Source organism: Brevundimonas sp. UBA5866, from assembly GCF_002432125.1.
Lineage (GTDB): Bacteria > Pseudomonadota > Alphaproteobacteria > Caulobacterales > Caulobacteraceae > Brevundimonas.
In genome coordinates, this window is the sequence record NZ_DJFS01000006.1 from 36,743 (window position 1) to 50,263 (window position 13,521).

Annotated in this window: 14 protein-coding genes; 5 read left to right on the forward strand and 9 right to left on the reverse strand. The window is 62.8% G+C overall.

All coding sequences use genetic code 11. The features are described 5' to 3' along the window. Window positions 1-2: 2 nt before the first annotated feature. Together B3H86_RS00440 and B3H86_RS00445 are read right to left on the reverse strand one after the other, a co-directional pair. Window positions 3-326, reverse strand: a complete 324-nt coding sequence (locus B3H86_RS00440; protein WP_292050580.1) for a hypothetical protein — start codon at window positions 324-326, stop codon at window positions 3-5. Between the two features lie 142 nt (window positions 327-468). Next, window positions 469-999, reverse strand: a complete 531-nt coding sequence (locus B3H86_RS00445; RefSeq protein WP_292050581.1) for a hypothetical protein — start codon at window positions 997-999, stop codon at window positions 469-471. Window positions 1,000-1,177: 178 nt separating this feature from the next. Here B3H86_RS00445 and B3H86_RS00450 point away from each other — a divergent pair, with 178 nt between their 5' ends. Both B3H86_RS00450 and B3H86_RS00455 read left to right on the forward strand, forming a co-directional pair. After that, window positions 1,178-2,380: a threonine ammonia-lyase gene (locus tag B3H86_RS00450; RefSeq protein WP_292050582.1), complete on the forward strand. Its 1,203-nt coding sequence runs from the start codon at window positions 1,178-1,180 to the stop codon at window positions 2,378-2,380. Then, window positions 2,361-2,906: an FKBP-type peptidyl-prolyl cis-trans isomerase gene (locus B3H86_RS00455; RefSeq protein ID WP_292050583.1), complete on the forward strand. Its 546-nt coding sequence runs from the start codon at window positions 2,361-2,363 to the stop codon at window positions 2,904-2,906. Before B3H86_RS00450 ends, B3H86_RS00455 begins: the two co-directional genes overlap by 20 nt. 7 nt (window positions 2,907-2,913) lie before the next feature. Here the strand turns inward: B3H86_RS00455 and queG are convergent, their stop codons facing one another. The 3 genes from queG to B3H86_RS00470 all read right to left on the reverse strand — a co-directional run bounded on the left by queG (window position 2,914) and on the right by B3H86_RS00470 (window position 5,751). After that, complete coding sequence (gene queG / locus B3H86_RS00460; protein WP_292050584.1) at window positions 2,914-4,023, reverse strand: tRNA epoxyqueuosine(34) reductase QueG; 1,110 nt, start codon at window positions 4,021-4,023, stop codon at window positions 2,914-2,916. A 25-nt stretch (window positions 4,024-4,048) separates the two neighbouring features. Further along, window positions 4,049-4,735: a glutathione S-transferase family protein gene (locus B3H86_RS00465; RefSeq protein WP_292050585.1), complete on the reverse strand. Its 687-nt coding sequence runs from the start codon at window positions 4,733-4,735 to the stop codon at window positions 4,049-4,051. A 68-nt stretch (window positions 4,736-4,803) separates the two neighbouring features. Then, window positions 4,804-5,751, reverse strand: a complete 948-nt coding sequence (locus B3H86_RS00470) for a cation diffusion facilitator family transporter (RefSeq protein ID WP_292050586.1) — start codon at window positions 5,749-5,751, stop codon at window positions 4,804-4,806. A 120-nt stretch (window positions 5,752-5,871) separates the two neighbouring features. Here B3H86_RS00470 and B3H86_RS00475 point away from each other — a divergent pair, with 120 nt between their 5' ends. Continuing rightward, window positions 5,872-6,678, forward strand: a complete 807-nt coding sequence (locus B3H86_RS00475) for an undecaprenyl-diphosphate phosphatase (RefSeq protein ID WP_292050587.1) — start codon at window positions 5,872-5,874, stop codon at window positions 6,676-6,678. Between the two features lie 63 nt (window positions 6,679-6,741). Here B3H86_RS00475 and B3H86_RS00480 read toward each other — a convergent pair whose 3' ends face one another. Beyond that, on the reverse strand, window positions 6,742-7,707 hold the full coding sequence (locus B3H86_RS00480) for a complex I NDUFA9 subunit family protein (protein WP_292050588.1): 966 nt from the start codon (window positions 7,705-7,707) through the stop codon (window positions 6,742-6,744). Window positions 7,708-8,045: 338 nt separating this feature from the next. Here B3H86_RS00480 and B3H86_RS00485 point away from each other — a divergent pair, with 338 nt between their 5' ends. Continuing rightward, entirely contained in the window at window positions 8,046-8,474 is a 429-nt protein-coding gene (locus B3H86_RS00485) for a hypothetical protein (RefSeq protein WP_292050589.1), read from the forward strand. Between the two features lie 73 nt (window positions 8,475-8,547). Here the strand turns inward: B3H86_RS00485 and B3H86_RS00490 are convergent, their stop codons facing one another. Continuing rightward, window positions 8,548-10,353: a M1 family metallopeptidase gene (locus tag B3H86_RS00490; RefSeq protein ID WP_292050590.1), complete on the reverse strand. Its 1,806-nt coding sequence runs from the start codon at window positions 10,351-10,353 to the stop codon at window positions 8,548-8,550. A gap of 265 nt (window positions 10,354-10,618) precedes the next feature. Next, entirely contained in the window at window positions 10,619-11,863 is a 1,245-nt protein-coding gene (locus tag B3H86_RS00495) for a multidrug effflux MFS transporter (protein WP_292050591.1), read from the reverse strand. A 192-nt stretch (window positions 11,864-12,055) separates the two neighbouring features. On the opposite strand from B3H86_RS00495, the gene B3H86_RS00500 reads away from it, so the two are divergent. Beyond that, complete coding sequence (locus B3H86_RS00500) at window positions 12,056-12,982, forward strand: MBL fold metallo-hydrolase (protein WP_292050592.1); 927 nt, start codon at window positions 12,056-12,058, stop codon at window positions 12,980-12,982. Here the strand turns inward: B3H86_RS00500 and B3H86_RS00505 are convergent. Then, complete coding sequence (locus tag B3H86_RS00505; RefSeq protein ID WP_292050593.1) at window positions 12,967-13,515, reverse strand: PadR family transcriptional regulator; 549 nt, start codon at window positions 13,513-13,515, stop codon at window positions 12,967-12,969. The two genes, B3H86_RS00500 and B3H86_RS00505, sit on opposite strands and share 16 nt — an antisense overlap. Between the last annotated feature and the right edge of the window lie 6 nt (window positions 13,516-13,521).

Here is a 13,521-nt window from a genome sequence, read left to right on the forward strand (position 1 = left end):
GTTCAGCGCGCGGGCGTGACCGCTGGTCCTCCTGTGGGGCTGGCGGTCGTCGCGCCGTTTGCGGGCAGGGCCAAGGCCGCAGGGGGCGTCCCTTCAACCGCAGCGGCCTGCTGGGCATTGGCCAGGGCGTGGTTGCGGTCCATCAACAATGGAGCCAGTGCGAACACGGCCACCAATGCGCCTATGATCAAGGCCGTCACGGCCACGACGACCATGAGGATGGCGCTGCGTCGGCGGCGACGGCTGATACCGCCGCGAACCTTGCGGACAATAATGTAACGGCGGCCATCAAAGGCCTCGGAGCCGATAATATTATGCTGGGACAAACTGCACGCTCCCGAACCAGACAGTAAGGCTCCAACACTGCTTATGGGTGAGGCCAAAAAAAGTCCTTCGGATGATCGTGATATGTCCGTGTACGGCCGGACCGCCAAAAGCGGCCCGAACCGTATGCGTCCTTGATGCCGGTCAGAGGGTCAGGTTGACGGTTCTGCCGTTACGGATCTGGACCTGTTGCATCATCACGATGACCGGTCCGTCACCGGCCTTGACCGGTGCGATCACATACCAGCGGCCATCCGGAAGGCCTTCGAATTTGAAGCTGTTATTGGCGCAGGTGGTCGAACGCACGAACTCGCGGTAATCCTCGTTCGGGTCCGAGACAGTGCGGGCGCGGACCACATCGGCCGGAAGCTGGGCGCGCGAGGTCGAGCCATAAAGGGTCTGCATACGGGCATCGGTAAAGCGCGTGGCGGGGGTCAGGCCGACCGAGCCGACGCAGGCAAAGGCATTGCCGCCCTGGGCCGAACCGATGCGGCCTTCGATACCGCCCTGACCAGACGAAGCCGACCAAGCGAAATCAGCCTTGCTGAAAGCTGCCGAAGCCGCAGGGGCCGACACGCCACCCGTGGGCAGGGTCGAACAGGCGGCGAGCGCGCCGGTGCCCGCAAGGATGGTCAGAGCCACTAGGGAGCGGTGGGCGGAGAAGAGCTTGATCATCGTGCGAACCTCGTTTGATGGGGGCTATCAGGGATGGCCCCTAGGATGACGCAGTGTCAAGCTTGTCCACGGCAGGCGTGTGGTCCACAACTGCGGGTTCACGCCGGGGCGGGCAGTCAAAACGGCTGCATCCCGATCCCGTACCCGGCGACCGAAGAGAGGAAGCCCCCAAGTTGTCATGACAGTTCGTTTCGAAGATATCCGCTCCGCCCAGCAGCGTATTGCCGGTCAGGTTGACCGCACTCCCGTGCGCCATTCGCGTCGCCTGTCACAGCTGACGGGCGCTGACATCTGGATCAAATACGACAACCTGCATTTCACCGGCTCGTTCAAGGAACGCGGCGCATTGAACAGGCTGCTGCAACTGACACCCGAAGAGCGCAAGCGCGGTGTCGTGGCGGCTTCTGCGGGAAACCATGCGCAGGCTCTGGCCTATCACGGTGGGCGGTTGGGTGTTCCCGTTACGATTGTCATGCCAGAGGGTACGCCCTTCGTGAAGGTGGACGGCACGCGTGCGCACGGGGCCAATGTCGTCATCCACGGGCTCGATTTTTCCGGCTCGACCGAGGAGGCCAAACGTCTTCAGTCAGAGCATGGCTATGTCTTCGTCTCGGCGTTTGACGATGAGGGGATCGTCGCGGGGCAGGGCGTGTGCGGGCTGGAGTTTCTAGAAGACGCGCCTGACCTCGACGCCCTGCTGATCCCGATCGGTGGTGGAGGTCTGATCGCCGGCAGCGCCATTGCGGCAAAAGGCCTCAAGCCCGACATCAAGATTTTCGGCGTGGAGGCCGCCCGCTATCCGTCCTTCACAGCCCGTCGCAGGGGCGAGCCCCCGGTCTGCACCGGCCAGACCATTGCCGAGGGCATAGCCATCAAGGCCGTGGGCGAAATCCCGTTTGGCCTTTGTGACCATCTGATCGACGAGGTTTTTGTCTGCGAGGAGGCCGACTTCGAAAAAAGCGTGGCCCTGTTGGCGACGCTGGAGAAGACGGTGGCAGAGGGCGCGGGCGCGGGCGGACTGGCGGCCATCCTGGCCAATCCAGAGCGTTTCAAGGGCATGAAGGTCGGCATCGAACTGACGGGCGGCAATATCGACGCCCGCATGCTGGCCGTGGTGCTCAACCGTGAAATGGTGCGCGAAAAGCGCCTGATCGTTTACAGGATCCTCGGTGATGACCGGCCGGGCATGCTGTCGGCGATGGCAGCGGTCATCGGGGGGCTTGGCGGCAACATCATTGATGTGGTTCACAACCGTCTCGCACTGGATGTACCGGCCAAGGGGGCAGAGTTCGACATCATGGTCGAGACCCGCGACGCCAGACACGCCGAGGACATCGGACAAGCCTTGAAGGACAAGGGTTATGAACTTCGCATGGGCTAAGCCCGCCAATCTCGCCCTCGCGGCGACGCTCGCCCTCGCTTTGGGCGTGTCGGCCTGTGGCCGCAAAGACGAAACGTCCGGCGTCGATAACGACGCCGCGATCAAGGCCGCGCAGGAATTCCTGATCGAGAACGGCACCAAGGACGGCGTGCAGACCCTGCCGTCGGGCCTTCAGTACAAGATCATCGCCTCGGGTGATGCGAACGGCATCCAGCCGGACAGCAATGATCTGGTGCGGGTCCACTATGAGGGCACTCTGACCGACGGCACGGTCTTCGATTCTTCATTCGAGCGTGGCACTCCCGTGGTCTTTTCGCCCGATCAGGTCGTGCCGGGCTGGACCGAGGCCCTGCAACTGATGCGGCCGGGCGATGAATGGTTCCTCTATGTCCCGCCTGCGCTGGGCTATGGCGAGAACCAGGCCGGACCGATCCCGCCCAATTCGGTGCTTGTGTTCCGCCTCAAGGTACTGGACGTGGCCCCCGTGCCGGGTGGCCATAAGGGCGGCAAGGCCGAGAACGTCTAGGACGGCCTCAGCCCATCCATTCGCTCCTGACCGAGGCTTCGCTCTCGGTCGGGAGCTTTTCTTTTCTGAGCGCCTCGAACCGTGAGGGAGCCAGCTGTTTCAGCGCCCAGACGGCTGTGGCGCGGACCACTTCGGCTTCGTCCTCCAGCAGGTTTTCAACGGGCGCGACCAGACCGGCATCGCCCGAGTTGCCCGCGGCGTGCAGCACATTGCGGATGAAGCGGTTACGCCCGATCCGCTTGACCGGCGACTTGGTGAACAGGGCGCGGAAGGCGGCATCGTCCAACGCTAGCAGATCGGCCAGCTTGGGGGAGACAAGAGCCTCTCGTGCCTGCAGCCGTGTCTCGTGGGCTTCCTTGGCGAACTTGTTCCACGGGCAGGCGGCCAGACAGTCATCGCAGCCATAGATGCGGTTGCCTGTCAGTGTCCGGAACTCGCTTGGCCAGATGCCGCCGTACTCGATGGTCAGATAGGACAGGCACCGTCGCGCATCCAACTGGAACGGCGCAGGGAAGGCCTTGGTCGGACAGGCGTCCAGACAGGCGCGGCATGATCCGCAATGCTCGACCTCGGGCGCATCGGCCTCGATCCTGGCGGCGGTCAGTATGGTGCCGATGAAGAACCAGCTGCCCAGTTCGCGGCTGAGCAGATTGGTGTGCTTGCCCTGCCATCCCATGCCCGCGCGCATGGCCAGCGGCTTTTCCATGAGGGGCGCGGTATCGACAAAGACCTTCACTTCCTGACCCAGACGCGATGCGATCTGTCCGGCCAGTATCTTCAGGCGGCCCTTGATGACCTCGTGATAGTCGTCACCGCGCGCATAGACCGAAATATAGCCGTTGGACGCTTCGTCCAGTTCGGGGCGCGGATCCTGTTCGGGGCCATAGTTCATTCCCAGAACGATGGCGGTTTCGGCCCCGTCCCACATGCCGTTGGGGTGGCTGCGGCGGTCCAGCGTGGTTTCCATCCACGCCATGTCCCCGTGATAGTCGGCGGCGACAAAGTCTTTCAGTCGATCCCCCGCGGTCCACGGATCGCGTGCGCTCGCAAAGCGGCACACACTGAACCCCAGTTCAGCGGCCCGTTTGCGGATAAAGTCTCGTGGATCGGCGGCCATACCCGCCCTCTACGCCGTCTGGGCCTTAGAAGTCGAGATCGGTATACCAGCTGGCCGGAGACACGCCCGGCAGACGGTCCGACAAAAGCGTGCGGAAACACGGGCGCGACTTGATCTTGGAATACCAGACCTTGAGAGACGGCACGACGCCCCACGGCATCTCGCCGAAATAGTCCAGCACCGAGATATGGCCGGCGGCGACCAGATCGGCCTGACTGAGGAGGCGACCGGCCAGCCATTCGCGACTGGCAGCCAGCTCTTCCAGCATGACGAGGTGGTGTTTCAACGCCTCGCGGCCTTCGCGCAGTTGGCGGGCGTCGGGCGAGCCCAGACGCAGCAGCGGCTTTTCAACCCGCTCGTGCAGCAGGATGGAGTCCACGTCGTCGGAGAAGCGGCGGCTGAACCACGTCACGAGGCGGCGAGCCTCGGCGCGCTCTGCGACATCGTTCGACAGCAGGACATCGCCTTTGCTCCGGTCCTCGATCCAGCCGAGGATGGCATCCAGTTCGCAAAGGTCGATCGCGCGACCGCGATCCGAAATCTGCAGTACAGGCGGCATGCCCGAAGGGTTCAGTGCGAAAAGGGGGCAGTTCTCGTCCCACGGACGGACCGGTTCCTCGCTCCACTCAACCTTGGCTTCGCCCAGCGCCAGACGCGCCGCGCGTGAGGCGGGATGAAAGGCGAAATGGTACAGGACGGCAGGGGATGACATGTCGCCCTACCCAAAGCATGCCGCACGTTAAGAGTGCGTTTACCGCAAATCCCCGGCGATGAATTTCTTCATCCCCACGGTCCGCCTTCGCGGGGGGAGGGGATGTCCAGATGATCGTCGCGCATGTGACCGTGCGGAACCGGATGTGGATCGGCATGGATGATGATGTCGGCGTTGGGGAAACGGGCCAGCACCCGTTTCTCGGCAGCGACGACAATGTCGTGTGCATCAACAAGACTGAGTTTGGCATCCAGATCGACATGCATCTGTACCATCAGGGTTGAGCCTGCGATGCGTGTGCGCAGCTGGTGGACATTGCTGATGCGCGGATCTTCCAGAACGGCGGCCACAACGGCGTTGCGGTCTTCATCCGGCGCGGCGGCATCCAGCAGATGACTGGCGGCAGTCCTGGCAATCCCGACCGCACCCCAGCCGAGCCAGACCGCCACGACCAGACCCGCCGCGGCATCAAGACCCGGAGCCCGCAGAAAGCTGCCCGATACAACGCCGATCAGAACCACGGCATTGGCGGCCAGATCGGCGGCATAGTGGGCGCGGTCCCCCTCGATGGCGACAGAGCCCGATGCTTTCAGGGCGCGTCCCTGTTGCCAGATCAGCCATCCGGTCAATGCCATTGAAAAGACCATCACTCCGACAGCCCATTGGCCACCCGACACGGCGACCGGATTGAAGATACGGCGCACGGCTTCCAGGCCGATAAAGACGGCCGACGCGGCGACCAGACCCGATTGCACCAGCGCCGCCAGGCTTTCGGCCTTGCCGTGGCCATAGCGGTGCTCGGCATCGGGGGCCGCTGCGGCCCAGCGAACCGCAAAGAAGGTCGCCAGCGAGGCGACCAGATCCAGTGCCGAGTCTGTCAGGCTGGCCAGTATCGAGACCGAGCCCGAGGCACCGTAGGCAAAGGCCTTGGCGGTCACCAATATGACGGCGACGCTGACGCTGAGGGTGGTGATGCGGCGATTGACTGCTGCGGGATCTGAAGCGGCTTGGGTCATATCCACCTTGTCGCGCAAAAGGTGTGTTTCGCCAATGGCGGCGAAGGCCGCAGGGGGCTAAGAGTATTGCATTAATCTGGTTCGTCTGCCCTTGTGCCGGACCTGACAGAGTGAGGAACAATGGCGGATTGGCTGATTGCGATCCTGATGGGGATCGTCGAGGGCTTGACGGAATTCATACCGGTGTCGTCAACCGGACACCTGCTGCTTCTGGGACATTTCCTGGGCTTCGAGAGCACGGGCAAGACGTTTGAGATCGTCATCCAGCTGGGCGCATTGCTGGCGATTATCAGCATCTATTTCCGCCGGTTGATCACCCTGGCGACTCGCTGGCCGTTCGACCCTGAGGCGCGCCGCTTTCTGATCGGTCTGCTGGTGGCCTTTATTCCGGCGGTGGTGATCGGCTTTACGGCCTATGACTTTATCAAACAGGTGCTGTTCGAGACGCCCTTGGTGATCTGTATCGCCCTGATCGTCGGCGGTGTCCTGCTGCTGTTGCTGGACCGGATGAAGAAGGTGCCCGTCTATCTGGACGCCGACAAATATCCGCTGCGGGTCTATTTTCTGATCGGCCTGTTCCAGTGCATGGCTATGGTGCCGGGGGTGTCGCGTTCGGGTGCGACGATTGCGGGCGGTCTGCTGCTGGGCACGGACAAGCGTTCGGCGGCTGAGTTCAGCTTCTTTCTGGCGTTGCCGACGATGGGTTCGGCTGTGTTCTGGGACCTGTTCCAGAGCCGTGACAATCTGAACTTCGACGATATCGGCCTGATCGCTATCGGCTTTGTGTCGGCCTTTATCGCGGGTCTGGCTGTCGTGAAGTTCCTGCTGGATTTCGTATCCAAACGCGGTTTCGCCCCGTTTGCCTGGTGGCGTATCGCCGTAGGCCTGGCGGGTCTGATCGGTCTGGCCGTTACAGGCGGTCTGTAAGGCGCACAAGAAAAGGGGCTCCGGATCGGAGCCCCTTTTTTGTATTCAAGGCCTGCGGGTTATTCAGGCGGTGACGGCAGCGTATTGGCCGCCATTGCGGTAGCGCCACAGATAGCCCTCGGCGATAGCCTTCATGCCGGTCGGCTCGATACCCAGATCGGCAAAGCCCTTGGCACCGTCGCTGACGACATTGTCGGATGCCAGCATCTTGACCTGATCGACGGTCAGGGCCGGGGTAAGGCCGATAGCGGCCGGAATCTGTACCAGCGATGCAATGGCCTTGGAGGCGAAGGTCGGCAGGGCGACGGTGAAACGGTCGCGGCCGGTTTCAGCCAGAACGTAGTCGATGATTTCCTTCATCGTCCACACGGCCGGACCACCGAGTTCGAAAGTCTCACCCGCGTGGCGGGTGTCGATGGTCAGCCGGGCGATGGCCTCGGCCACATCCAGAACGTGGACGGGTTGCAGGCGGCTCTGGCCTTCGACTACCGGCATGACCGGCATGCGCGCCGCCATATTGCCGAAGCGGTTGAGGAACTGGTCTTCCGTACCGAAGATCACCGACGGGCGCACGATGACAGCCGACGGATAGGCGGCGCGCACAGCCTGTTCGGCCTCGCCCTTGGTGCGGGCATAGGCGGCGTCGCTGTTGGCATCGGCACCCAGAGCCGACATCTGTACCAGTTGCTTTACACCGGCCGCAGCGGCGGCTTCGGCGACATTGCGCGAGCCTTCGACGTGCACGGTATCGAATTTGCGCGCGCCGGTTTCGCACAGGATGCCGACCAGATTGATGGCCGCGTCCGCACCCTGAAGGGCGGCGGCGACATCTTCCTTATTGGTGATGTCGCAAAGGGTCAGTTGCACCTGGCCGACATCGCCGGCCATACGAAGTTCGTGGGCCAGTGCAGGCTTGCGCACGGCAATACGGATGCGCCAGCCGCGACGGGCCAGGGCACGAGCGACCTGAGCGCCAACAAAGCCCGAGCCTCCGAAGATGGTCACCAGACCGGGGGCAAGTTCAGCCATTCTGTGCGTGCTCCAAACACCATACCGCATGCGCCCCTTGGCCCATGCGATGAAATCTACGTCGGGGGCTTAACCGATGACGGCGGCACTCGCAAGAAACGGCGGCAAGGGCGGGGCTGGGCAGGCCTGTAAAGGGTATTTGTAAGGGGGTTCGCAACTGTTGCGTGTCATAACGGCCACGTTAGCCCTGATTGTGTAGCCAGCGGGAACGAAACCGCTGTCAGACGACTAATCGATCGACACCAAATGTGGCATGAATCGGGTCGCTCAGGTTCTGTTCATCGTCTCTGTACTTGGTTGTCACCCTGCCCCCCCACATGGGATGAAAGGTTTTAGAGATGATCGTGGCGCTGGCCCTGCTGGTTATGGCAGGGGCAAATCCTGCTTCCCAACCGGTTGTTCGCCCGTCTGCGGAACGTCCTGTCACCGCAACGGCCGTGCGTGTCCGACGCCCGATTGTTCCGGCCAATCTCGTGCAGGAAATTTCTGCGCCGTTGCAGCAGGCCGCGGTATGCGCCGCGCATATGGAATTGCTCATGGAGAAGCTGTCGGCGCGTGACGAAGCGCCCGATGCATCCTTCCTGATGGTTCAGGAATATTGGCAGGAGCGGTTGCCCGATCCGGAGGCCAAGGACGCCATCTCGGACGAGACCTTCACCGATATCAAACAAAGCCTGTACGACGCCGCGGACAAAGACCCCCAGCAATACCTGCAGGGTCTTCAGGAATGCGTCGTTGCGGCCGCCCGTGGCGGGGCGATGGACTGAGATCCTTCAGTTTTGAAACATATGGAAAGGGCCGCTCTTTGGATTGAAGAGCGGCCCTTTTGATTTTCAAGCCTTAGGGGCGACCCACCACCGCATCGACGGAGTTGGCCGTGACGGGGTGATACAGGGGCCGCGACTTCGCATAGATGCGGCGGGCAATGGGCTGACCCCATTCCCCTTGACCCCACAGGGTCTGGAACAGCGGCAGCACGAATTTGCGGCGTCCGACACTGGTCAGGAAGTGATCGGCCGTGGCCACTGACGGCTCATAGCGATGCGCCAGCGCCACCTGCAGCCATGCGAACAGCACTTCGGAGTTGCCGACGTCATTCAGGGCCAGAGTGCTGTTGAGATCGGCAAGCTGCGCCTGCGTCAGCCAGGTCTTGGCCCCGTCGCTAGGACGCCATGCAAGGAAGTGCTGGCGCTGCTGGGTGTTCCAGTTGGCCCACGGAATGGCCGAGGCCGGACCCTTGGCGACATAGAAGGCCTCGGCGGCCTGATCGACCACGGTGAAGGCGTTCGAGACCGGAGCCACGGCGTTCGACGGCAGGCCCGGCTGATGGATCCACTGTTCCATCATCAGGGCGCGTTCCAGCTGGGCATCGCCCTTGATCAGGTGGGTGCGGATGTCCTCGAGGAAGCGGTCGGTGGTCATCGGGCGCCATGCGTTGCGCTCGAAATAGCCGCGCATCCATGCATCGAACTTCTCGCGGCCAGCGATGCGTTCGATGGTGCGCAGGAAGGCCGCGCCCTTGTCATAGGCGATGGTGTTCATGCCCTCGTCGGGATCGCGACCCTGCAGGTCCAGCTTCAGGCGGGTGTCCGCCGGATCGAGCGTCGCCAGCTCTTCCTGCAGGCCGGTCCATGCCAGCACCTGTTCCTGCACCGCGGCATCGTGGCCGTAGATGGCCTCCATGATGCGGTTCTCGAAATAGGAGGTGAAGCCTTCGTTGAGCCAGAAGTCGTCCCACGTGGCGTTGGTGACGAGGTTGCCCGACCAGCTGTGGGCCAGCTCGTGCGCCACCAGCGACACCAGCGAGCGGTCGCCCGCGATGATGGTCGGCGTGGCGAAGGTCATCATCGGATTTTCCATCCCGCCGAACGGGAAGCTGGGCGGCAGGACCAGCAGGTCATAACGGCCCCATTGATACGGACCATAGAGGGCCTCGGCGGCGTCGATCATCGGCGCGGTCGGCACCAGTTCGTGGTGCGTGCGCTCCAGCTCGCCCGGTTCGGTCCACACGCCCGAGCGGTGGTCAAAGGCCTTGAAGTCGATGTCGCCGACGCCCAGTGCGATCAGATAGGGCGGGATCGGCTTGTCGAGGTTGAAGCTATAGGCCTTCTGGCCGTTGGCGACGGCTTCGCCGTTTTCCGACAGGCTCTGCGCGGACATCACGGCGCGCAGATTCTCGGGCACGGTGATGCGGGCCGTATATGTCTGGCGGATGCCGGGGCTGTCCTGGGTCGGGATCCAGGTGCGGGTCAGGATGGCTTGCCCCTGGCTGAACAGATAGGGCTGTTTGCCGCCCGCCGTCTGTTGCGGGCTCAGCCATTGCAGGGCCGAGGCATCGGGGCGGGTGGAATAGTGGATGGTGATTTCCACGACCTGCTGTTGCGCCGAGGCCGGAACGGAGATGGTCAGCGGCTGGCCCTTGATCGGGTCCGATGCGCCCAGCGCAAAGGGAAGGGCGGCACCGCGGGCGTCGGTCACCGATTTGATGTCGAGGCCCTTGGCATCCAGCACCACCTCGCCGACGCCCGCTTTCAGGCCGACAACCAGCTGTGCCGTGCCGCTCAGGGTCTTGGCGGCAAAGTCGGCAGTCAGGTCCAGCGCGACGTGGGTGACGGCGGCATCATTGGGACGCGCATAGGAATGCACGTCATTGATGTAATAGCCACGGACCGTCTTGGCGTCGCCTGCGGCCTGTGCGGCTTCGAGAGCGGCAGCCGCAGCGGATGTTGCGGCCGAGGTTTGGGCCTGCGGGACACTGGCGCGGGCCTCGGGCGCGGNNTGGCACAGGCTCCGAGGCTGGTGGCCAAGGCGGTTGCGAGGGCAAGGGCGGATACCTTGCCAGCCAGACGGAGGTTCATCGGCAGCTCCTGAATTCAGATGCTGCCGAAGTGGCCCCGTTCTGGCGGAAAGATCAAGTTACAGGCTTGTGTGATGAATGACGGGATTTGAACAGTTTGCCCTGTTCGGCCCACAGCACCAGCAACAGCGCGATGATCGACAGCACCGAGAAGCCGACCGTCAGCGGCACCGTGGTCCCGTCAAAGCTCTGGCCGATGATAAAGCCCAGAACCGCCCCGCCGATGGTCGAGATAAAGCCCTGAAGCGAGGAGGCCGTGCCCGCGATCCTGCCCATAGGCTCCATCGCCATAGAGCCGAAATTACCCATCGTCAGGCCGAAGCAGAACATTTTCAGTCCCTGGAGGATCGAGAACATCCAGAGCGAGTCATGGCCGGTGACGGCAATCACAGCATGAAGGGTGCTGAAGCCTATGAAGCCGATAAGGGCCGAGTGGGAAATCAGCCGTGAGCCCAGTTTCTCGACCAGGGCCGAGTTCAGCAGCGATGCGACGGCGATCCCTGCGGCGATCCCTGCAAAGATCAGGGCAAACATCTGCGGCTCGCCGAAGACGTCGAAAAAGACCTGTTGCGAGGAGTTGATAAAGGCGAACAGTGCACCCGCAATGGCCGTGATTGCCAGCGTATATCCCATGCTCTGACGGTTGGTCAGCGCCTCGCCGAAGGCTTGCAGGATCGGTGAAAGCTGGATCGGGCGACGGTATTCGGGATGTAGCGTTTCGGGCAGTCGCAGACCCGCCCAGATCAGGAAGGCGCTGCCCGACAGGGCGAACACCCAGAAAATCCACTGCCAGGGACCGACAAGAAGCACCAGTTGTCCCACGGTCGGCGCAATGATCGGCACGCCGAGGAAGACGAGAAAGCTGAGCGACATGACGCGCGCCATAGTGCGCCCTTCATAGCGGTCACGCACAATGGACACCGCCAGAACGCGGGTCACGGCAATCCCCATGCCCATGCCGATCCGTGACAGGATCAGCAGCTCGAAACTGTGCGAAAAGGCGGCAAGAACCGAAAAGGCCACATAGATGCTGACACCCGTCAACAGCACAGGCTTGCGCCCGAAACGATCCGAGAGCGGGCCGTAGGCCAGCTGGGTTACGCCAAAACCCAGAAGATAGGCCGTGATGATCCACTGGCGGCTGTTTTCGTTGGCCACGCCCAGATCGGCGCCGATGGCGGGCAGGGCCGGCAGCATGGCGTCGATGGCGAGCGCGTTCAGCGCCATCATGATGGCGATCAAACAGACGAACTCGGCAAAGCCGGGGCCCTTGGGCGCATGGGTGGAGGCGTGTGTCATCCCCTGCTGATGGCTATTGCCGAGGGTTCACGCAAGGGGCGATGGCGCTCTAGACCGTATTTATGTGACCGCCGGTATCAACACTCACGCCTTGCAATATCTATTGATGTGGATGTTAATATATTTATGGCGATCTGCTTCGCGCGCAAAGGCATCATTGGTTGGGCGGCGGCCCTCGGGGGCACAGTGATATTGGCGCTGGCTCTATCGGCGGCCATCACACTGCGTCCCTCAATCCATTCATATGATCGGGCTTCAACAGGCAAAGGCGCGCAGCCTCTGTCGATCCATTACTTCGGCACATCGACGCTGGCCCTGGTGCGCGATGGTGAGGCTCTCGTCATAGACGGCTTCTTCAGCCGTCCGTCACTGGTCAAGCTTGCGCAACCGCTGCGCCCCGACACAGGCCGGATAGAGGGCGCATTGGACGGGGCGGGCATCCAAAAGGTTTCCGCCGTTCTGGTGGGGCACAGCCACTATGACCACGCACTTGATGCCGCCTCTGTGGCGCGGACCTATGGAGGCGAGGTGTGGGGAACCTATGCGACCGCGCGCATCGCGGCAGCAGAGGGATTCCAGCACAGCCGTGTCCTGATGCCGAGCGTGCCGGAGATTGCGGGCGGCGCTGTGGTCACGCCCTTCTCCTTACGGCACTCGCCGGGCGGGCGGGCGATGGGTGATGTCGCGCGCGCCTTTACCGTACCGGCGAGGGTGGGCGACTACCGCTTTGGCAGGGGGCTGGGATTTCACATCCATTCCGGTGACTGCCGTATCATGGTTGTTCCCAGCGCTGGCCTGCCCGAGCAGGACCTGAGTGGACTGCGGTCCGACGTGGTGTTTCTGGCGATCGGGCAGTTGGGTCTGCAGGATACGGATTACATCCGGCGTTACTGGGACAGTGTGGTGGTCGCGTCCGGTGCAAAATGGGTTCTTCCTACCCATTGGGATGATTTCACCCGTTCCCTGGATCGGTCACTGGTGCCTCTGCCCTATGCAGTGGACCGGATCGACAAGGCGATAGCGGCTCTTTCGATGCTCGCAGGCGACGGGATCGAGATCGTCATGCCTGTATCAGGCGCTGCGATGGACCTGCCTCCCTTGCGTCAGTGTTCGGGCTGATCCAGCAGGGCCAAAGCTTCTTCCAAGGTTTCGACCCAGCCCTGTTCGTGGCGCATGCCCGCCTTGAGGATCATGTGGCGTAGTTGGCTGGCGCGGCTGTCCAAGCCTTTGGCCACATCGCGTTTCTCGAACTGTCGAAATTGCTCCAGCTTGGCGCGGTGCTGGTCCAGGCGGGTCTGCATGCGGGCGCGAAGGGCGCGGGCCCCGTCGCCGCTGTTCAGGACCGCCTCGGCTCTCAGCTTCACCATCAGCGTATCGCGCAGGGGCGGCACCGGCTCTTCCTCGCCCAGCCAGCTTTCCAACAGGGCGCGGCCCTTGGGCAGGACGTGATAGTTGCGCTTGCGGCCCCGCGCCTCGGCTTCGGCCTCCGAGGCGATCAGTCCCTCGGCCTCAAGCTTGGCCAGTTCACGGTAGATCTGCTGGTGGGTGGCCTGCCAGAAATGGCCGATGGATTTGTCGAACCGCTTGGCCAATTCCAGCCCGGAGCCGGGGGATTCGATCAGGGCGGTCAGCAGGGCGTGTGGCAGGGACATGGGATG